15 protein-coding genes and 1 pseudogene are annotated in these 19995 nt (G+C 64.8%); 8 read left to right on the top strand and 8 right to left on the bottom strand.

Annotation, left to right across the window (positions count from 1 at the left end; all coding sequences use genetic code 11):
* The first annotated feature begins 176 nt into the window (after positions 1-176).
* The 6 genes and pseudogenes from CKW37_RS15815 (at position 177) to CKW37_RS15790 (ending at position 7997) form a co-directional block, all read left to right on the top strand.
* A complete protein-coding gene (locus CKW37_RS15815; protein ID WP_095156641.1) occupies positions 177-1403 on the top strand; it encodes an MFS transporter in 1227 nt (408 codons plus the stop codon).
* A gap of 189 nt (positions 1404-1592) precedes the next feature.
* Complete coding sequence (locus CKW37_RS15810; RefSeq protein ID WP_095156640.1) at positions 1593-2618, top strand: AraC family transcriptional regulator; 1026 nt, start codon at positions 1593-1595, stop codon at positions 2616-2618.
* A gap of 215 nt (positions 2619-2833) precedes the next feature.
* Entirely contained in the window at positions 2834-4174 is a 1341-nt protein-coding gene (locus CKW37_RS15805; RefSeq protein ID WP_095156639.1) for an MFS transporter, read from the top strand.
* A 59-nt stretch (positions 4175-4233) separates the two neighbouring features.
* Positions 4234-4974 (top strand): nitroreductase, encoded by a 741-nt coding sequence (locus CKW37_RS15800; protein WP_095156638.1) that lies wholly within the window; start codon positions 4234-4236, stop codon positions 4972-4974.
* Positions 4971-6623: pseudogene (locus CKW37_RS15795) on the top strand (AMP-binding protein). Before CKW37_RS15800 ends, CKW37_RS15795 begins: the two are co-directional and overlap by 4 nt.
* A 111-nt stretch (positions 6624-6734) precedes the next feature.
* Positions 6735-7997 carry an OprD family porin gene (locus CKW37_RS15790; RefSeq protein ID WP_095156637.1) on the top strand — a complete coding sequence of 421 codons (1263 nt, stop codon included), beginning with the start codon at positions 6735-6737 and terminating at the stop codon, positions 7995-7997.
* 66 nt (positions 7998-8063) lie between these two features.
* Here CKW37_RS15790 and CKW37_RS15785 read toward each other — a convergent pair whose 3' ends face one another.
* From CKW37_RS15785 to CKW37_RS15750, 8 genes are read right to left on the bottom strand one after another with little or no spacing between them, the layout of a single operon-like run.
* Positions 8064-9593 (bottom strand): acyl-CoA synthetase, encoded by a 1530-nt coding sequence (locus CKW37_RS15785; protein WP_095156636.1) that lies wholly within the window; start codon positions 9591-9593, stop codon positions 8064-8066.
* A gap of 46 nt (positions 9594-9639) precedes the next feature.
* Complete coding sequence (locus CKW37_RS15780) at positions 9640-10416, bottom strand: enoyl-CoA hydratase-related protein (RefSeq protein WP_095156635.1); 777 nt, start codon at positions 10414-10416, stop codon at positions 9640-9642.
* 16 nt (positions 10417-10432) lie between these two features.
* Positions 10433-11410 (bottom strand): nitronate monooxygenase family protein, encoded by a 978-nt coding sequence (locus tag CKW37_RS15775; RefSeq protein WP_095156634.1) that lies wholly within the window; start codon positions 11408-11410, stop codon positions 10433-10435.
* 1 nt (position 11411) lies between these two features.
* Positions 11412-12572, bottom strand: a complete 1161-nt coding sequence (locus CKW37_RS15770) for an acetyl-CoA C-acetyltransferase (protein WP_095156633.1) — start codon at positions 12570-12572, stop codon at positions 11412-11414.
* A complete protein-coding gene (locus CKW37_RS15765; RefSeq protein ID WP_095156632.1) occupies positions 12565-13362 on the bottom strand; it encodes an enoyl-CoA hydratase/isomerase family protein in 798 nt (265 codons plus the stop codon). The genes CKW37_RS15770 and CKW37_RS15765 overlap by 8 nt, the downstream gene beginning before the upstream one ends.
* Positions 13359-14426 carry a phosphotransferase gene (locus CKW37_RS15760; protein ID WP_095156631.1) on the bottom strand — a complete coding sequence of 356 codons (1068 nt, stop codon included), beginning with the start codon at positions 14424-14426 and terminating at the stop codon, positions 13359-13361. The genes CKW37_RS15765 and CKW37_RS15760 overlap by 4 nt, the downstream gene beginning before the upstream one ends.
* Positions 14423-15598, bottom strand: a complete 1176-nt coding sequence (locus CKW37_RS15755; RefSeq protein ID WP_095156630.1) for an acyl-CoA dehydrogenase family protein — start codon at positions 15596-15598, stop codon at positions 14423-14425. Before CKW37_RS15755 ends, CKW37_RS15760 begins: the two co-directional genes overlap by 4 nt.
* Positions 15595-16356 (bottom strand): SDR family NAD(P)-dependent oxidoreductase, encoded by a 762-nt coding sequence (locus CKW37_RS15750; RefSeq protein WP_095156629.1) that lies wholly within the window; start codon positions 16354-16356, stop codon positions 15595-15597. The genes CKW37_RS15755 and CKW37_RS15750 overlap by 4 nt, the downstream gene beginning before the upstream one ends.
* A gap of 198 nt (positions 16357-16554) precedes the next feature.
* Here CKW37_RS15750 and CKW37_RS15745 point away from each other — a divergent pair, with 198 nt between their 5' ends.
* Positions 16555-17178, top strand: coding sequence for a TetR/AcrR family transcriptional regulator (locus CKW37_RS15745; protein ID WP_095156628.1), 624 nt, complete (start codon positions 16555-16557; stop codon positions 17176-17178).
* A gap of 55 nt (positions 17179-17233) precedes the next feature.
* On the top strand, positions 17234-19879 hold the full coding sequence (locus CKW37_RS15740; RefSeq protein ID WP_095156627.1) for a LuxR C-terminal-related transcriptional regulator: 2646 nt from the start codon (positions 17234-17236) through the stop codon (positions 19877-19879).
* The last annotated feature ends 116 nt before the right edge of the window (positions 19880-19995 follow it).

Here is a 19995-nt window from a genome sequence, read left to right as displayed (position 1 = left end):
TGCCTCGGGACTGAGCCGAACGCTCTCCCCCGCCCATCCCATCGATTGCACTGATGATTACTATCGAAGTGCTCCCCTGTCGGACTCCCAAAACCGGCTCCTATAATCGCCTCCCAGCTTTTCCCCTCTCCCCCGCCTGCCTTCAGGCGACATTCACCCCTTGGAACCCAGCACCCATGCCAAGCGCCAGCCAGGCCCCTCGCGGCCTCCCCGAACATAGTCAGCAAAGCGTCAAACAGCAGTGGCTGGCAATCCTTTCAGTCGCCGTGGGCGCTTTCGCCCTGGTGACCAGTGAGTTTCTCCCGGTGGGCGTGCTCAACGATGTCGCCAGCGACCTCGGCATCAGTGCCGGTCATGCCGGTCTGATGGTTACCCTCCCCGGCATCATGGCCGCCCTCGCCGCGCCGTTGCTGTCGGTGGGGATTGGCGCTCTGGACCGTCGCTATCTGCTGATCGGCCTGACGCTGATCATGATCATCGCCAACTCGGTCGTGGCCTATGCCAGCGACTTCGGTCTGTTGCTGTTCGGCCGCGTGTTGCTGGGCATCAGCATCGGCGGTTTCTGGGCGACAGCCATTGCCCTCAGCGGCCGTCTGGCGCCCAAGGGAGTCGGCGTAGCCCAGGCTACTTCAATCATCATGGTCGGGGTGACCCTGGCCACGGTGTTGGGCGTTCCGGTAGGCACCTGGCTAAGTGGCCTGATGGGGTGGCGCATGACCTTCCTGGTTACCGCCCTGCTGGGCATTCCGGTGCTGCTGGCGCAGGTCTTCCTGCTGCCGCGGCTCAACCCGGACAAGGCCATTCGCATCAGTGACCTGCCGGCCTTGTTTATCAATCCACAGGCGCGGGTTGGATTGATCGCGGTCTTGCTGATTGGCCTGGCGCACTTTGCCGCGTACACCTATGTCGCGCCCTTCTTCAAACAGAGCGCCGGTTTCGATGGGCCGACGATTGGCTCGCTCCTGCTGCTCTATGGCGTGGCCGGGGTTATCGGCAATATTTTCGCCGGCTTTGCCGCCAACCGCAGCGTGCGCCACACGCTGTTGCTGGTGGCACTGACCATCGGCATCAGCACCGCCCTGTTCCCCCACTTCGCCACCGGCATGACCGGCGCCGCGATGCTGATCGCACTCTGGGGCTTCGCCTTCGGCGCGTTCCCGGCCTGCGCCAGCATCTGGATGTTTGTCGTGGCGCCGAAGGATGTCGAGCGCGGCATGCCACTGTTCGTCGCCCTGTTCCAGGTGATCATCGCGCTGGGCTCGTTCTTCGGCGGGCGGATCGTCGACCAGATGGGCAGCTCGGTGCTGTTGAGTCTGGCCACGGCCCTGGTGGGCTGCGGTTTTGTCACGGTGCTGGTACTGGGGCGTAACGTCAGTAATAGCGCGGCGGCGCAGCCCTGCTAATCCGTCAGGTAGAAGCAGCGAGCGTTGATTTTCAAGATCTGTCCCCTTTTTCTCCCCGACAGCGAGCGACCCGGCAGCGCACCCTCCCGGTTGACAAGCGATAGCTGAAAACAGAACGTAGCGGCGCTACAGCACTGTTGCGCGCCGCCGGCGGCTATCGCAATCCATCGGCCAGAGGAAGGAAACTGCATGGCACTGCCGCCAGACAAAGGCACCACCTCGATCGGGCTGGTACAAGAGGCGTTGTTCGGCGCGCGGCACAAGGGCGTCGACGTGGCATTGGTGTTGCGCCAGGCGCGGATTGATCCGGCGCTGCTGGCATCGCCTCAGGCACGGGTATCGGCGGCGGGGTTCTCGCGTCTGTGGGTTGCCCTGTCGGACGTGCTCGATGATGAGTTCTTTGCCATCGATCGCCACCCGATGCGGCGCGGCAGTTTCAAGCTGATGTGCCAGCTCACGCTCGGTTGCGACAACCTGGAGCACGCCCTGCGGCGCATGCTCGCATTCCTTCGCTCGATTCTGGATGACGTGTACGGTGAACTGGTGTTCGACGCCGAGTCGGCGGTCATCGTTCTCCACGATCACGGCGTGCAGCGCAGGCTGTTCTGCTACGGGACCTGGCTCATTCTGGTCCACGGCCTGCTGTGCTGGCTGGGCAATCGGCGGATTCCGATTCAGCGCCTGGACCTGCGGGCGCCACAACCTGAGGACGACAGCGACTACCGGATGCGTTTCTGCGAAAACATCAACTTTGCGGCGCCGGTCTCGCAGGTGTTCTTCGAGCGCGACTTCCTTGAGTTGAAGGTGGCCCAGACGCCCCTCACGCTGGCGGCATTCCTCAAGGAGTCGCCTGCCAGCATCCTCGTCAAATACCGCAACGACGAGAGCATCAGTGCCCGGATCCGGCAACGCCTGCGCGGGCAAAGCCCCGAAGAGTGGCCAGAACTCGAGGCGCTGGCGAAGATGCTGCGCATGTCCTATTCGACCCTGCAGCGCCGGCTGCAGGCCGAAGGGCTCAACTACCAACGGCTCAAGGACAACCTGCGCCGAGACATCGCCATCAATCTGCTCAGCCAGCCTGGCTTGACGGTGACCGACGTCGCGGCACGCACAGGGTTTCAGGAAACCAGCGCCTTCCACCGTGCTTTCAAGAAATGGACCGGGGTAAGCCCCGGCGCCTATCGCCGATCCCAGGGCGAAGACGCCGACCTCTGACGGTACCCATCCGACCGCACGCTCCCCTTCCCGCCCCGCGCTGCCCGCCCACCTCAAAGACTGCCCGAATCGGTCAATCACAACGATGCCTGCGGGCATGGGCCGCGCCCACGCCCCGCCCCTATGATCGGCTCCGCAGTACGTCGTACAGCGCGGCATGCCCGACGACCCACAGTGCACTTCACAAACAAAAACAAGATTGAAGGAGACACGCTATGCAACCGGTGAACGTTTATACGTTGGCGGCCGAGTCACGATTCAACCGTTTCCACAGGCTGATTCTATTCTGGTGCGTGCTGATCCTGGTGATCGATGGCTACGACCTGGCAGTGGTCGGCGCGGCGCTCCCGGCGATCATGAAAGACATGAATATCGACCCGACGAGCGCCGGCATCATGGCCGGCTCGGCGCTGTTCGGCACGATGCTCGGCGCCATATTTCTCGGCACACTGGCAGACCGCATCGGCCGCCCGAAAATGATCGCGTTCTGCGTCGCGCTGTTCAGTCTGTTTACCGCCGCAGCGGGCCTGACCAATGACCCCGTGAGTTTCAGTGTCATGCGCTTCATCGCCGGCCTGGGTATTGGCGGTGTGTTGCCGGTGTGCACCGCGCAGATGGGGGAGTTCTCGCCGCTGAAACTGCGCACCCGCCTGGTGACGCTGGTCTTCGCCGGTTATTCGGTGGGCGGCATTCTCGTCGCACTGACGGCCAAGCAGTTGATCGAAAGCCACGGCTGGCAGTGGGTGTTCTACATCGCCGGGCTACCGGTGCTGCTGATTCCGTTCATCCTCAAGAGCATGCCCGACTCGATCGGCTACCTGCTGAAGCATGGCCGCCAGGACGAACTGCGCGACATCGCCCGACAACTGCGGCCTGATCTCGCGATCAGCGACCAGACCGTGATGACCGGCAACCCTGCCGTGCTCGGCAAGCAGGAGGCGCCGGTGCGCAACCTGTTCAAGGACGGCCGCGGCTTCAGCACCGTGATGATCTGGGCAGCCTTCATGACCGGGCTGTTCATGGTCTACGCCCTCAATTCCTGGTTGACCAAGCTGATGGCGATGGCCGGTTTCAGCCTGGGCTCCGCGCTCAACTTCGTCATCGTGTTCAATGTCGGCGCCATCGTCGGTGCCCTCGGCGGCGGCTGGTTGAGCGATAAATTCAACATCAAGCATGTGCTGGTGTGCTTCTACCTGGTCGGTGCGATCGCCTTGACGTTGCTCGGCTATACCCGCTCGACCAGCCTGCTATTTGCGGTGGTGTTCGTGGTCGGTGCCTCGACCCTGGGCACACAACTGCTGGCCTATGCCTACGCCGGCGACTTCTACCCCTCGACCCTCCGCTCTGCCGGCGTTGGCTTTGCCTCCGGGGTTGGCCGCATCGGCGCGATCGTGGCACCGGTTCTGATCGGCTGGCTGGTGTCCTTGAGCCTGCCACTGGAGCAGAACTTCATGGCGATCAGCCTGGCCGGCCTGATCGGTGCCGCGGCCGTCACCCTGATCAACCAGTCACGCTCCGACTCTGCCCAGGCAAAGGCTGCCGTGGCGTCCAACTGAGCCTGCGGCCCCGGCGCGCCCGCGCTTGCCCCTCACACACGAACCTGTAAGAGATGACTATGAACCGCTTATCACAACCGCCACTCTCGGCGCAGCTACTGGAGCAGACGGTTGATTGGGCGATCGCCTCGCGCCGCAGCATCAGAGCCTTTCTGCCGACCCCGGTATCACGCGAGGACATCGAATCGATCCTGGATGTAGCGCGCTTCTGTGCGACCGGCGTGAACATGCAGCCGTGGCGCGTTCATGTCATCACCGGGGCAATGAAGGCACGCTTGTCCAACGCGATCGCCGCGCTCGACAACGACCCGGCGCTCACTGAAAACCTCGCCGATCCTTACGAGTATTACCCGCGTGAGTGGGTCGCGCCCTACGTCGAGCGGCGCCGCCAGGTCGGCTGGGAGCTGTACAGCCTGCTGGGCATCAGCAAGGGCGACAAGCAGCGCATGCATCAGCAACACGCCCGCAACTATCGGTTTTTCGATGCGCCGGTGGGCCTGATCTTCACCATTGACCGTGTGCTTCAGGAAGGCAGCCTGCTGGATTACGGCATGTTCCTGCAGAGCGTCATGCTCGCCGCTCGCGGCAGAGGCTTGCACACCTGCCCGCAGGCCGCGTTTCTCAAGTACCACGAGGTGATTACCGAGATGCTGGCGATTCCTCCCGAGCACATGCTGGTGTGCGGGATGAGCCTTGGCTACGCCGACGAAACCCGCATCGAGAACACCCTGGTCACCGACCGCGAGCCCGTCAGCGCCTTCACCACTTTTCATCACAATAACAAGGAGACAACCCCATGAATCCTGGTGCCTATGAGAGCGGGCTCGAGCGTAGCCCTGCCAACCACTTGCCCCTCACGCCGCTCGGTTTCCTCGACCGCGCCGCCCTGGTCCATCCGCAACGGCATGCCGTGGTGCATGGCGATCTGCGGCGAACCTGGGTTGAAACCCGTGAGCGCTGCTACCGGCTGGCTTCGGCATTGGTCAGCAGAGGCCTGGGCCATGGCGACACGGTGTCCATCCTCTCGCCAAACACCCCGGCGATGCTCGAAGCACACTATGGGGTGCCGCTGGCCGGCGCGGTGCTGAACGGCATCAACTATCGCCTGGATGCCGAAGGTGTCGCCTTCATCCTTCGCCACAGCGAATGCAAGCTGCTGCTGGTGGATCGCGAGTTCGCCAGGCTGGCGGCGGCGGCGCTCGAACTGCTGGAACAACGCCCGGTGGTGATCGATATCAACGACCACCTTTCGCCCGACGGGCCCGCCATTGGCGAAACCGATTACGAGCGCTTGCTGGCCGGCGGCGACCCTCGCTTTGCGGGTGTCTGGCCTGCCAGCGAATGGCAGCCGATCGCCCTCAACTACACCTCCGGAACCACCGGCGATCCCAAGGGCGTGGTTGCCAGCCACCGCGGCACTTACCTCATGAGCCTGCTGCAAATGACCAACTGGCCGCTGGCCCGGGCGCCGCGCTACCTGTGGACGCTGCCCATGTTCCATGCCAACGGGTGGTGTTTCACCTGAGCGATCACCGCAGCCGCCGGCACCCACGTGTGCCTGCGCAAGGTCTCGGCTGAAACGGTGTTCGACGCCATCGACACCCATGCGGTCGATCACTTCTGCGCCGCCCCCATCGTCATGGCGATGATCGCCAACACGACCGGCCGCGCCGCCCTGGCGACGCCGGTCCGGGTGCTGACCGCCGGCTCCCCGCCGCCCGCCGCAGTGCTGCGGGCAGTCCTGGCGTTGGGCTTCGATGTCGATCATGTCTATGGCATCACCGAAGTGTGCGGAACACCGGTGAGCTGTGTCTGGCAAGACGCCTGGGACGCCCTGCCACCCGCTGAACAGTGCGCGTTGCGGGTTCGCCAGGGTGCACGCGGCGCCGTCTTCGAAGACCTGATGGTGGCGGATTCCGAGACACTGCAGCCGGTCCCGCGCGATGGCCAGACCACCGGGGAACTGCTGATGCGCGGCAATACCGTGATGATGGGTTACCTGAAAAACCCGTCTGCCACCCGACAGGCGTTTTCCGGCGGCTGGTTTCATACCGGCGATGTGGCGGTCGTCCATGAGAACGGTTATATCCAGATCACCGACCGCTGCAAGGACGTAATCATTTCGGGCGGCGAGAACATTTCCTCCATCGAAATCGAAGAAGCGCTGCATGCCCACCCCGCGGTACTTCATGCGGCGGTTGTCGCGCAACCGGACGACAAATGGGGTGAAGTCCCCTGCGCCTTCGTTGAATTGAAAGCTGGCGTGCAAACGCCCACGCCGCAGGAATTGATCGCGTTCTGCCAACAACGCCTGGCCCGTTTCAAGTGCCCGCAACGGGTGATTTTCGACGAGTTGCCAAAAACCGCCACCGGCAAGATCCAGAAGTTCCTGCTGCGCCAACGGGCGGGCAGCCGTGACGCGATCGTGCGCCTGGCCTCCGGCGCCTGAGCGGCCGAGCACGACACCCGCCTGACAGCAATTCCTCCAGCGTTATCACTCATGTTGCCCACTAGCGGCGGCAGGGGTTCATGCACACTAAAACAACAAAAGGTGCTTGCAATGACGACATACCACGCCCACTTCCTCGTGCCGGTGGCGGCACTCACGTGCGCCCCCTTCGCGTGCGCGGATTTCATCGATGACACCAAGGCAAGCCTGGAACTCAGAAACTTCTACTACAACCGCGACTTCCGCAACGAGGGTGCCAGCCAATCGAAGCGCGACGAATGGGCGCAAGGCTTCATTCTCAACGTGCAGTCAGGTTTCACCGAGGGGACGGTGGGCTTTGGCGTGGATGCTCAAGGCCTGCTGGGGCTCAAGCTGGATTCAAGCCCGGACCGCACCGGCTCGGGCCTTCTGGCGTTCGATTCGCAGCGCAACGTCGAAGACGAGTACGGCAAGTTCACGCTGACCGCCAAGGCGCGGCTCGGCAAGAGCGAACTTCGCCTTGGCGGCATCAGCCCACTGATGCCGCTGTTGTGGAGCAACAACAGCCGGCTGTTGCCGCAGGTGTTCCGCGGTGGTTCGCTGGTGTCCAATGATGTCGATTCACTGACCGTCTCGGCGATTCGCGTCAACGCCGTGAAGCAGCGAAACTCGACGGATTTCGAATCGCTCACGACCTTCGGTTATCGCGCCATCGACGCTGATCATTTCGACTACCTGGCGTTCGACTACAAGCTACTGCCGACACTCACCCTGAGCTATCACATCGCTGAGCTCGCCGACCTCTATCGCAGCCACTACGCCGGCCTGAAGCTCAACCAACCGCTGTCGACAGGCGCGGTGATTGCCGACGTCCGCCTGTTCGATGCCGGAGCAACAGGCGACGAGCTGTTGGGGGACGTCGACAACCGCACGCTGAGTAGCTATTTCGCCTACAGCCTGAAAGGCCACACCCTCGGCGGCGGCTACCAGAAAGCGTGGGGCGATACGCCCTTCGCGTTCGTCAACGGGACAGACACCTACCTGTTTGGCGAGTCGCTGGTCAGCACCTTCACCGCGCCAAACGAACGTGTCTGGTTTGCTCGATACGACTACGATTTCGCCGCCCTCGGCCTGCCCGGCCTGACGCTGACCCTGCGGTACGTCAACGGCGACGATGTCGATCCCGCGCTGCTGACCACCCGCCAGGCAGCGGCCCTGCGCCAGGAGGGTCAATCGGGCAAAGAATGGGAGCGTGTCACCGATATCGCCTACGTCATCCAGAGTGGTCCGGTCAAAGGCCTGGCGGTGCAATGGCGCAACTCCACCAACCGTTCCACCTATGCCGACAGCGCCAACGAAAACCGCTTTATCGTGCGCTACACGGTAAATTTCTAAGCCCTTGATCCCGGCCTGGCGAGTTGCTCGCCAGGCCGACAGCCGTCATGTGTGAGTCAGCCCCACCTAAGCCCCCCGATAAGCCACTTCATACTCGGCTTTCAACAACCGCTTCATCAGCTTGCCCGTGGGTTCGCGGGGCAGTTCGCTGCGAAAGTCGAACTGCTGCGGGCACTTGACGCCACCCAGGCCCTCGCGAACGAAGCGGCGAAGCGTTTCCGCGAACTCGGCACTCCCGGCGATACCCACCCGGGGCTGTACCACCGCCACCACCCGCTCGCCCATTTCGGCGTCAGGCGCGCCAAACACCGCCGCATCCTCGACGTCCGGATGGGTGATGAGCAGGTTTTCGATTTCCTGCGGGTAGATGTTCACGCCGCCGGAAATGATCATGAAGCTCTTGCGATCAGTCAGGAACAGGTAGCCGTCCTCGTCGACCCAGCCGATGTCGTTCAGCGTCGCCCAGCCTTTGTCGTTGTATGCCTGGCGGGTTTTTTCCGGGTCGTTGTGGTACTCGAAGCGCGGGCCGTCGGCGAAGTAGACATCGCCTTGGGAACCCGGCGGCAGTTCCTCGCCGTCCGCGCCGAGGATCTTGAGGGTCCCCAGCACCGCGCGCCCCACCGAACCCGGCTTGCTCAACCATTGCGCCGAATCCAGGGCGGTAATCCCGCAGGTTTCCGTGCCCGAGTAGTACTCATGGATAACAGGCCCCCACCAGTCGATCATGGCGTGCTTGACCGGCACCGGGCACGGCGCCGCGGCATGGATCACCGCGCGCAGCGAGCGGTGGTCATAGCGTTGGCGAACCGCTGGATCGAGCTTGAGCATGCGCACGAAATGCGTGGGCACGAAGGTCGAGTGCGTGATGCGCTCCTGTTCGATCAACGCCAGTGACTGCTCCGCGTCGAAACGCTCCATGATGAACACGGTCCCGCCGAACCGCTGGATCACCATCGCCCAACGCAGCGGCGCGGCGTGGTACAGCGGTGAGGTCGACAGGTAGCGGCTGTCGCCATCCATCTCGTAAAGCGCCCCGCCGAGGCGCATCAGCGGGATCGGCGCTTCGATCGAGCCGTCCGGCAACTGCGGCTTGACGCCCTTGGGGCGGCCGGTCATGCCGGACGAATAGAGCATGTCGGAACCCGGGCTGGGGTCGCTGACCAGGGTGGTCGGCAAGCCCTCGCAGGCTTCGCGCAACGAACGGCGTCCAGGGGCGGCGCTGAATACCTGCAGGCTGTGGGAGCCGATCTGCTTCGCCGCCTGTTCGGCGACGTCGGCATAGGCGCGGCCGGCCACCAGCGCCTTGGCACCGGAGTTTTCCAGCACGTAGGCGAGGTCGCCCACGGAGGTTTTGGTCGATACCGCGGTCAAATACAGTCCGATGCGCTGAGTGGCCCAGGCCACCACGAAAATCTCGAAATCGTTGCCCAACACCACCGCCACGGTGTCGCCGCGGGTGAGGCCAAGGCTGCGAAACAGATGGGCGGCCTGGTTCGCCAGGGCATCAAGTTCGCCGTAGGTCAGGACCTCATGGGTGGCGGCGAGGACGCAAGCGGGCTTGTCGGGGTTGGTGCGGGCGTGAATCAACGGGTGCATGGCGTTTTTCTCTTATTGTCGTTGTCAGGAAGTACGGCCCGCGGATTCAACGTCCCGACCACACCGGGGCGCGTTTCTCGGCAAAGGCTTTCGGGCCCTCGATGGCGTCCGCCGAGGCAAGCATGGCGCGAACCTGCGAGTAGTCCCACTGTTCGCCCATGCCCTGTTCCACCGACACATCCAGGCCGCGCATCACCGTTTGCTTGGTCGCCCGCACCGACAGCGGGCTGCAGGTGAGGATGTCATCGGCCCAGCGCCGGGCGAGGTCCATCACGTCACCCTCCGTCACTTCGTTGACGAAGCCAAGCTGCACGCCTTCGCTGGCGCTGACGCGGCGCCCGGTGAGCAGCAGGCCCATGCTGCGCTTGAGGCCGATCAGCGCGGGAAGCCGCAACATGCCGCCGGCCAGCGCGGCCAGGCCGATCTTGGCTTCGGGAAGCGCGAAGGCGGCATTGCTCGACGCGACGATGATGTCGCAGGCCAGCGCCAGTTCGAAGCCGCCGCCCATGGCGACTCCGTTGACGGCGGCGATCACCGGTTTGTGCAGGTCGAACCGCGCGGTCAGCCCGCCGAACCCCGCCGGCGGGGTACCGAGATCGCCGCCGTTGGCCTGCTGCTTGAGGTCATGCCCGGCGCAGAACGCCTTGTTCCCGCTACCGGTGAGGATCGCCAGCCACTGCTCGTCGTCACTGGCGAAGTCGTCAAAGGCGCGCTGCAGCTCTTCATGGGCTGCGTAGTTCATGGCGTTGTAAGCATCCGGCCGCTGCAGGGTGACGATTGTCAGGTGCCCTTCGCGGACCACGCGGATGAATTGATAGTCCATCGTTCTCTCTCCCGACCTAGGCCAGCATGCCGCCAAGACGGCGATTGATGATGTCGCGGGCGTCACTGACCATGCGCTCCAGCAATTCTTCGCAACTGGGCACGTCACGGATCAGCCCCTGGATCTGTCCGGCCCAGACCAGCCCGGCGTCGAGATTACCCGTCTCCAGCGCTTCCCGGCCCTTGGCGCCGGACACATAGCCACGAATGTCCTCGAACGTGGCTTCGGCCGCCTGGGACAGGCGCACCACTTCGTCCGACACGCTGTTGCGCGCGACCCGCCCGGTATTGTGGAAGCGGCGAAAGATCAGGTGGGTGGCCCGCTCGTCGTTCTCCACCAGGAAGCGCTTGATCGCCTCATGAATTGGCGCTTCACGAGTCGCGCAGAAGCGCGTGCCCATGTTCACCCCTTCCGCGCCCAGGGCCATGGCCGCCGCCAGGCCGCGCCCGTCGCCAATGCCGCCGCTGGCGATGATCGGGATGCTGACTTTGTCAGCGGTGGCGGGGATCAGCACCAGCCCGGGAATGTCATCCTCGCCGGGGTGCCCCGCGCACTCGAAGCCATCGATGGAAATGATGTCGACGCCCATGCGCTGCGCCGACACGGCATGGCGCACCGCCGTGCATTTGTGGATCACGGTCAAGCCGTGGGCCTTGAACGCCTCGACATGTTCCTGCGGCTTGTTGCCCGCAGTTTCGACGATACGCACGCCGGAATCGATGATCGCCTGACGGTACTCCGCGTAGGGCGGCGGGTTGACCGACGGCAGGATCGTCAGGTTCACCGCGAACGGCTTGTCGGTCATGCTCCGGCAGCGGTCGATTTCCCGGCGCAGCGCGTCGGGGGTCGGCTGGGTCAGCGCGGTCAGCGTCCCCAGGCCGCCGGCGTTGGAGACGGCGCTGGCCAGCTCGGCCCGGCCAACCCACATCATGCCGCCCTGCACGATCGGGTGGCGGATGCCGAGCAATTTGGTCACACGGTTACGAAAGCTCATCTCACAGCACCTCCAGAATCGTGACGTTGGCGATGCCGCCGCCCTCGCACATGGTTTGCAAGCCATAGCGCTTGCCGCGGGCTTTCAGGGCGTGGATCAGGGTGGTCATCAGTTTGGTCCCGGACGAACCGAGCGGGTGGCCGAGGGCAATGGCGCCACCGTTGACATTCAACCGCTCGGGGTCGGCGTCCAGCGCGTCCAGCCAGGACAGAGGAACAGGGGCGAAGGCTTCGTTGACTTCATAGAGGTCGATATCGGCGATGCTCAGGCCGGCTTTCTTCAGGGACTTGCGCGTGGCGAAGATCGGCTCTTCGAGCATGATCACCGGGTCGCCCGCGGTGACGGTCATGTCGACGATCCGCGCAATGGGCGTCAGGCCATGGGCTTTCAAGGCGCGTTCGCTGACCACCAGCACCGCGGACGCGCCATCGCACACCTGGCTGGCGTTGGCGGCCGTGACCACGCCGCCTTCCTGCAACGGCTTCACCGAACCGATGCCCTCCAGCGACGCATCGAAGCGAATGCCTTCGTCAACCAGATGCAAGCCGTCGGCGGTCGCCAGGCCAATGATTTCGTCACGGAAGGCGCCGCTGTCGGTCGCCCGCGCCGCCCGCTGGTGGCTGGCCAGCGCGAAGCGGTCGAGGGTCAGGCGGTCGAGACCGTACTTCTCCGCCAGCATCTGTGCACCGGCAAACTGGCTGAAGCTGCTGACCTGGAAGCGCTCCTGAATCCGCGCGCTGAACGGGCCGATACCGATGCCTTCCTTCTCGTGGAAGGACAGGTTGGAGAACATCGGCACCCGGCTCATGCTTTCCACGCCGCCGGCGATGACCACGTCCTGGAACCCGGACATCACCGCCTGCGCCGCAAACTGCACCGCCTGCTGCGAGCTGCCGCATTGGCGGTCAATGGTGACCGCCGGCACGCTCTGTGGCAGCCGCGACGCCAGCACCACGTTGCGGGCAAAGGCGAACGCCTGCTCGCCCGCCTGGGTCACGCAGCCGAGGATCACGTCATCGATGGCCGCCGGGTCGATCCCCGAGCGCTCGACCAGCGCGTCGAGCACTTCGGCGCCCATGTCCGCCGGATGCCAGCCGGCCAGTTTGCCGTTACGACGCCCGCCCGCGGTGCGAACGGCTGCAACAATGTAGGCATCAGCCATGACTCAACTCCTTCTTGTTTTTAGGGAGCCGCTGCGCAACGAAGGCAGCGACTTTGTCACGGACACAAGGTTGTGTCGCAAGGGCCGCAATGCTGCGGGCCTCGTTTTCCAGTTGCGTTTCCAACGGGGTGCCATGGCTTTCCAGCAACAGCTTCCTGACACTGCCGAGCGCCGCTGGGTTCATCGCGACCAGGGTTGCCACGACGCGTGCCCCTTCGGCCTGCAACTGGCCGACCTCGACCACCCGCGAGACCAGGCCGAGCCCGTGCGCCTGCGCCGCGCTCAGGCGCTGGTTGAGCAGGATCAGTTCCTGCGCCCGGCGCAAGCCGGTCAAGCGCGGCAGTATCCAGCTCAGCCCGCCATCCGGGCTCAGGCCAATGGCACCGTAAGCCGGCGTGAAGGAGGCGGCGGGCTCAGCGAGAACGATGTCGCCGATCAGCGCCAGGCTCAGGCCAGCGCCTGCCGCCGCACCGTTCACCAGCGTCAGCAACGGTTTGTTCATACGCATCAGGCGCGAGATCGCCAGGTGCAGGGTGCCCGCCAACTCGCTGAGAAAACCGGAAATCCCGTCGCCCGCCTCGGTGAAGGCTTGCAGGTCACCGCCGGCGCAAAACAGTTTGCCGCTGCCGGTCAGCACGACGCACTTCAGGTCCGGCGTCTGGTCGCAGACGATGGCCGCGCGAAGCAGTGCCTGGGCCATCGGCAGGTCAATGGCGTTGCCCTGTTCAGGACGGTTCAGGGTGAGGGTGGCGACACCTTCGTGGATATCGAGCAGCACTGAATCGTTCATCGGCATTCCTCCAGCGCACGACGTGCCAGCCCGGCCAGCACGGGAAAGCTCCTGGCCCGCTCACGGGCGTGGGCCGAGGCGGCGGTGCCGCGAATCACCCGTCCCTTGATGCCATGGAAAATCGCCGCCATGCGGAACAGGTTGAAGGCGATATAGAACTCCCAGGCCGGAATGGACGCGCGACCGGTGCGTTCGCAATAGCGCTCGACGTACTCGGATTGCGCGGGAATGTTCAGCCGCCGCAGATCGGCACCGGCCAGGCCGGCAACGATGTCGGGGGGCATCTGGTACATCATGGCGTGGTTGGCGAAGTCGGCCAGCGGATGACCGAGGGTCGACAGTTCCCAGTCCAGCACCGCCAGGACTTTCGGCTCGCGCGGGTGAAAGATCATGTTGTCGCAGCGGAAGTCGCCATGCACGATCCGGGTCTCGTCGCCGGGCGGGATCATCCCCGGCAGCCATTCCACCAGCAGGTCCATGTCCGGATCGCGGCCCGCGGCTTCGTCCGCGAGGTATTGGGAAGTCCAGCGGCTGATCTGCCGCGAGAAATAATTGCCCGATTTGCCGAAATCCCCCAGCCCGACCGCGTCAGGCTCGATGCTGTGCAAGGCCGCCAGGGTCTGGTTCATCGCGTCGAAATACTGCGGGCGCTGCTCCGGGCTGACCTCGGGAAAGGTGGCGTCCCAGAAAATCCGCCCTTCGACGCGCTCCATCACATAGAAGGGCGTGCCCACCACCGTCTCGTCGGTGCACACCGCGAAAATCTTCGGCACGCAGAACCCCACGCCGCCCAGCGCCTGCTGGACCCGCGCCTCGCGCTCGACCGAGTGGGCGCCTTTGAGCAGGACCCCGGCGGGCTTGCGCCGCAGCACGTAGCTGCTGGTGGGCGTAGTGATCTGGTAGGTGGGAATCGACTGCCCGCCCCTGAACTGCAGCACGGTCATCGGACCGGCGAAACCGTCCACATTGGACCGTAGCCACTGGGCCAGAACACGCTCATCGAACGCCATGTCGGGGCGCACCTCACCCGCGCCGGCATTGGCCTTTTGCTCCACTGCACTCATTGCCGTGCCCTCGCCCATTCACGCTTGATGGTTTTCGCCAGCGACCACTTGTGCACTTCCGTGGGGCCGTCGTAGATGCGAAACGCGCGGATCTCGCGGAATACCTGTTCGACGATCGAGTCCTCGGTGAGGCCGCTGCCGCCCATGACCTGCACACAGCGATCGGCGACGCGCATCAGGGTTTCGCTGACGGCGACCTTGGCCATCGAGCTTTCGGTGCCGCCCGCCGCACCCGTGTCCAGCACGCTGGCGCACCAGTTGATGAGCAGTTCCACCTGTTTCAGGTCGATCAGGTTCTCGGCCAGGCTGAAACCGGTGCCTTCGTGATCGATCAGCAACTTGCCGAACGCCATGCGCTTGTTGGCGTAGTCGGTAGCGATTTCGTTGGCCCGCAGGCAGGCACCGTACCAGCGCATGCAATGCGATAGCCGCGCCGGCGCCAGGCGGATCTGCGCATAACGAAAGCCCTCGCCGGCTTCGCCGAGCATTTGCTCGGCGGGCACCCGCAGGTTGTCCAGCGCGACGATGGCGTGGCCACCGGGCATGGAACTGTCGATGGTGCGCGGAATGCGTTCGATGCGGATACCCGGGTCCGGCAGCGCGACGAGAAACATGCACGCGCCTTCTTCGGCCTTGGCCATGACGATGCCGATCTGCGCGCCCTCGGCGCCGGTGATGAACGCCTTGCGGCCGTTGATCAGCCAGTGGTCACCGTCGCGCCGGCAGGTGGTCTGCATCATCGACGGATCGGAGCCGGCACCGCCGTCCTCGGCCGGTTCGGTCATGAAAAAGGCGGAACGCGCGGTGCCCTGAACCAGGGGTTCGAGAAAACGCGCCTTGATAAACGGGCTGCCGACCTTGCCTAGCAGGTACATGTTGCCTTCGTCCGGCGCGCAGGTATTACAGGCCAGCGGCCCGAGGGGCGACAGGCCGGTCTTCGCCAGCACCAGCGCCGTGCCTTGCTGGCTCAGGTGGCTGCCATCGGCAAGGATGTGCGGGGTCAGCACTCCGGCCTCGCGGGCCCGTTCCCGCAGTTCCAGCACCAGTGCGTCCGTGGGGCAGTCGTGGTGATCGCGGCGGTTGTCGCGCTCGTAAGGGATCACCACGTCGCGGACGAAGCGCTCGACCCTGTCGGCGATCTCTACGGCCTGTTGCTGATCGTGGAAGCTCATCGGGCGGCCATCCTGATCGCGCCGTCCAGGCGAATGACTTCGCCGTTGAGCATGGGGTTTTCGACAATCGACTGGACCAGCAAGGCGAACTCGTCCGGCTGACCGAGACGGCTCGGGAACGGCACCTGCTGACCGAGGGAGTCCTGCACGTCCTGGGGCAGCGACGCCAGCAACGGGGTGAGGAAAATCCCCGGCGCGATGGTCATCACGCGGATGCCGTAGCGGGCGAACTCCCGCGCCAGCGGCAGGGTCATGCCGACAATCCCGGCCTTGGACGCGGCGTAGGCCGGCTGGCCGATTTGCCCATCGAAGGCGGCGACGCTCGCGGTGTTGATGATGACGCCACGCTCTTCACCCTCGGCCTCGGCGAGGTGCAGACGCTCGGCGAACTTCGACAGCACGTTGAAACTGCCGTTGAGGTTGATGTTCACGATCCGCGCGAAGTCGGCCAGCGGCAGCGCCGTGCCGTCGCGGGAAAGCGCCTTGCCGGGCGGGCCGATGCCTGCGCAGTTGACCAGGATGCGGGCCTTGCCGTGCACCCCTTCCGCGGTTTCGAGGGCATGCGCGATGCCGGCTTCATCCGTCACATCGGCCTTGATGAACAGGCCGCCGAGCGCCGCGGCGTGGGCTTCGCCCAGTGCCTGGTTGAGGTCGAGAATCGCCACCCTGGCGCCGGCCGCCGCCAGCCGCGAGGCCACCGCGCCACCCAGTCCGGACGCGCCGCCGGTTACTACTGCAGCCACACCTTGAATCTTCATCGAGCACATCCTCTTGCTTGTTCTTGTTGGGACAGCGAGCTCTGCTGCGAGCAGGAAAACCCGTCGATTTAACGCAGCGGTAGAATATCTACTCGCCAGTAGGCTAGAATTCCGATCACTGGCCTGTCAAGGTCGAAAATCCCTGAAAGTGGAAAGCGGGCCTCCACCAGACGCCCCACCCCACACCCGACAAATGGAATGAACGACGTGACCGAAACCTCCCCTTTCGCCAGCGCGACGCAGAAGCAACAAGAGCGCGAAGCCAAGCGCCAGGCCGTGCTCCGCGCGGCGGTGCGGATCTTCAATGAGCGCGGGTTCCACGCCACGCTGCTCGACGATGTGGCCGTTAGCCTGGGCATCTCCAAACCGACGATCTATCACTACCTGGGCAACAAGGAGCAGGTGCTGCTGCAGTGCGTCATCCACGGCCTGGAACAACTGATCGACGCCGCCGACACCGCACGCCAGGAGCCCGGCACAGGGATCGACCGGTTGCGCAGCTACCTGCGCCGCTACGCAGAAATCAACATGGACGACTTCGGCCGCTGCGTGATCCGCACCGGCGACGAAGCCTTGTCCGAGGAAGGCCGGACCCGCTTCCGCGCGCTGAAAAGTGACATCGACCGGGCCATGCGCGGGCTGATCGAGGAAGCCATCGCCGACGGCTCCGTCGCGCCCTGCGACGCGCGGCTGCTGGCCTTTACCCTGGCGGGCGCGCTCAACTGGCCCGCGCGCTGGTTTTCCCCGGATGGCAAGCAAACGAAAGAAGAGGTGGCCGCGCAAATGGTCGATCTGCTGACCAGCGGATTCGCGCCGCGCTGAGCCAATCTACGCATCGCAACTGTCGGTAGTGGCGAAGGAAGGAGGGTGTCGCATCATGCTCAACGTGCCTGGATCCCCTGACGCGAGGTTCATCGGACCTGTGCCACTGTCGCAGCAGATCGAACGGGTTCGACTGCTGCCGGTGATCGCCCGCGCGGGCGGCACGCTCACCCTGCTGAGCGCACCGGCCGGCTTCGGCAAATCGACGCTGATGGCCCAGGCCTGCGCGCACTTGAACCAGGCCGGCATCGCCACGGCCTGGCTCAACTCTCACGCGGCAGACAACGACCTGCCCCGCTTGCTCGCCAGCCTTGACCGGGTCACCCGCCATCTCGGCATCGCCCGGCCCGGCTGCGACGCCATCACCTGCATGACGATGCCCACGGCCTCGTACGCGCTGTTCATCGATGAACTGGAAACCATCCAGGAACCCTCGGTCCTCGCCCTGCTCCAGGAGCTGGCCCTGCACCTGCCCCATCGCGCCTACCTGATCGCCACCACCCGGCTGACCCCGGCGCTGGGGCTGGCGCGGCTGAGGGCCAGCGGCCGGCTGACGGAAATCGGCGCCAGCGAGCTGCGCTTCGACAGGGAAGAGAGCCAGGCCCTGCTCGCCGGCCAGCTCGGCTCCGCGTCCCTCTCCCGCGCCGATGTCGAGCACCTGCACGGCAAGACCGAGGGCTGGGCCGCGGCGTTGTGGCTGGCGTCCATTGCGCTCAAGCGCAGCGAGTCGCGGCTGGAATTCATCGCCCGCTTCTCCGGCTCCACCAGCACCGTGGCCCAATACCTGAGCGAAGTGGTGCTGGCGGAACAATCGCCAAGCGTGCGCCAGGTGCTGCTGCGCATGAGCGTGCTGAGGTACTTCAATCCCGCACTGTGCGAAGCCCTGAACCCGGGCGTCGACGGACAGCCAATGATCGAGCACCTGCAAGCCCAGGGCTTGGCCGTACCGGTTGAAACGAAACACGGGCTCTGGCGTTTTCATGGCCTGTTCGCTGAATTTCTCCGTGATCGACTCGACCGCGAAAGCCCCGGCGAGAACGCGTGCCTGCACCTTGCGGCCTCGCGCTGGTTCGACAGCCAAGGCCAGGCGGTGCAGGCCATTGATCACGCCGTGCTCGGCCAGCAATACGACCAGGCCCTGCTGCTGCTCGAACACCACATCGAGTCGTTGCTGGAACAAGGCCGGATGCGCTTGCTGCGCCGCTGGTTCACCGCCATTCCCGAAGACCTGGTGGCCGCCCGACCGCGGTTGCAGGTGATGTCGTTGTGGGCCCTGGCCCTGACAGAGGGCGCGCACCTGGCCTGGCAGGAACTGGAGCGGCTCGACTGGCGCAACAGCCCGGACCCGCACGTGCGCAATCACGGCGCCGCGCTCTACCCGACCCTGCTGGGCATGCGTGACCACTGCGAAGAAGCGGTGACGGTCGGCATGCGCGCACTGAACAACCTCGACGCCAGGCATACCTTCGCCAGCGCCACCCTGCTCAATGCCATCGCCCACCAGACCCTGATCATCGGCGACACCCGCGATGCCCAGCGCATGGTCGACGCCGCGCGCCGCCTGCACGGCGGCGAAAGCCACTTCAACCGGATGTACTCGGAAACCACCGAGGGCCTGATCGACCTCTTGCATGGTCGCCTGCGTCACGCCTCCGCGCGTTTCCGCCTGGCCATCGATGTCACTCAGGCCAGCAATCATCGACACGTCCACGGCAACGCCTGGGCCGGCGTGCTGCACACGGCGACGGTGTACGAAGCCAACGACCTCGTCCAGACGCGCCACCTGATCAACGTCTACCTGCCGCTGGCCCGTGAAGTCGGCATTCCCGATCACCTGATCCTGATCTACCTGCTCAAATGCCGCCTGGCGTTCACCGAAAACGACCTGGAAACCGCGCTGCACGCGCTGACCGAACTCGAATACCTAGGCCACCGCCGCAGCCTGCCCCGTGCAGTGGCCGCCGCCCAACTGGAGCGGGCGAAGATCCTGCTGATCCAGGGCGAGGGCGAGGCGGCACGGGATGAGTTGAGCCGCGCCGATGACCCGGTGATCTGGGCGCGGGAATGCCGGCAGCGGCTGCTCGCCCACGACAGCCATTACCTGCGTCTGGCGCGGCTGCGCTGGGACATTCATTTTGGCGATCCGGTCGCGGCGCTCCGGCAACTGGCTGTCGATCTGGAAGACGCCCATGCCTCGGGCCGCCGCCATCGTGCGCTGGTGCTGCAGTTGTTGCAGGTGCTGGCGCTGCAGCGCTGCGACAACCTGCTCGCCGCGCACAAAACGCTGGACGAGGCGCTGACATTCGCCGCGCGCGAAGGTTATGTGCGCACCGTGCTCGATGAAGGGGCGGCGCTCGGCCAGGTGGTGCTGGAGTTCAAGCAGTCATACGAAACGCGCACGTCGCGCACGCCGCTGCTGCTGGATTATCTGCGTTCGCTGTTGATCGGTTTCGGCCCGGCGCTGCCCGCCGAGCCGGCCAAACCCGCCGCCGCCGCGCCGTTGCCCGAGCCGCTGACACGCAAGGAAATCGAAGTCCTGGTGCTGCTCACCGACGGCTGCTCCAACCTCGACCTGGCCGGGCGCATGCACGTGTCGCTGAGCACCGTGCGCACCCACCTGCGCAACATCAACGCCAAGCTCTCGACCGGCAGCCGCAACCAGGCGCTGGCGGTGGCGAGGAAGATGGGACTGGTGTCGTAGCTTTGGGGAAAAATCGTCTTTTGTGACGATTTTTCCCCTCCCCCCGCCCCATAGACTGATCCCGAAACCCGCTATCCCGCGCCACGTGCAGCAGGCTTGCGATTGCAGTCCGGTCG

Source organism: Pseudomonas sp. Irchel 3E13, from assembly GCF_900187455.1.
In the GTDB taxonomy this organism is placed as follows: Bacteria; Pseudomonadota; Gammaproteobacteria; order Pseudomonadales; family Pseudomonadaceae; genus Aquipseudomonas.
The sequence above is the reverse complement of the archived record's forward strand: the minus strand, read 5'-3'. Positions and strand labels throughout refer to the sequence as shown.

Bases quoted from the DNA above. Each gene is read 5' to 3' on its own strand.
- CKW37_RS15815 (WP_095156641.1), top strand. From the start codon at position 177: ATGCCAAGCGCCAGCCAGGCCCCTCGCGGCCTCCCCGAACATAGTCAG.
- CKW37_RS15810 (WP_095156640.1), top strand. From the start codon at position 1,593: ATGGCACTGCCGCCAGACAAAGGCACCACCTCGATCGGGCTGGTACAA.
- CKW37_RS15805 (WP_095156639.1), top strand. From the start codon at position 2,834: ATGCAACCGGTGAACGTTTATACGTTGGCGGCCGAGTCACGATTCAAC.
- CKW37_RS15800 (WP_095156638.1), top strand. From the start codon at position 4,234: ATGAACCGCTTATCACAACCGCCACTCTCGGCGCAGCTACTGGAGCAG.
- CKW37_RS15790 (WP_095156637.1), top strand. From the start codon at position 6,735: ATGACGACATACCACGCCCACTTCCTCGTGCCGGTGGCGGCACTCACG.
- CKW37_RS15785 (WP_095156636.1), bottom strand. From the start codon at position 9,593: ATGCACCCGTTGATTCACGCCCGCACCAACCCCGACAAGCCCGCTTGC.
- CKW37_RS15780 (WP_095156635.1), bottom strand. From the start codon at position 10,416: ATGGACTATCAATTCATCCGCGTGGTCCGCGAAGGGCACCTGACAATC.
- CKW37_RS15775 (WP_095156634.1), bottom strand. From the start codon at position 11,410: ATGAGCTTTCGTAACCGTGTGACCAAATTGCTCGGCATCCGCCACCCG.
- CKW37_RS15770 (WP_095156633.1), bottom strand. From the start codon at position 12,572: ATGGCTGATGCCTACATTGTTGCAGCCGTTCGCACCGCGGGCGGGCGT.
- CKW37_RS15765 (WP_095156632.1), bottom strand. From the start codon at position 13,362: ATGAACGATTCAGTGCTGCTCGATATCCACGAAGGTGTCGCCACCCTC.
- CKW37_RS15760 (WP_095156631.1), bottom strand. From the start codon at position 14,426: ATGAGTGCAGTGGAGCAAAAGGCCAATGCCGGCGCGGGTGAGGTGCGC.
- CKW37_RS15755 (WP_095156630.1), bottom strand. From the start codon at position 15,598: ATGAGCTTCCACGATCAGCAACAGGCCGTAGAGATCGCCGACAGGGTC.
- CKW37_RS15750 (WP_095156629.1), bottom strand. From the start codon at position 16,356: ATGAAGATTCAAGGTGTGGCTGCAGTAGTAACCGGCGGCGCGTCCGGA.
- CKW37_RS15745 (WP_095156628.1), top strand. From the start codon at position 16,555: ATGAACGACGTGACCGAAACCTCCCCTTTCGCCAGCGCGACGCAGAAG.
- CKW37_RS15740 (WP_095156627.1), top strand. From the start codon at position 17,234: ATGCTCAACGTGCCTGGATCCCCTGACGCGAGGTTCATCGGACCTGTG.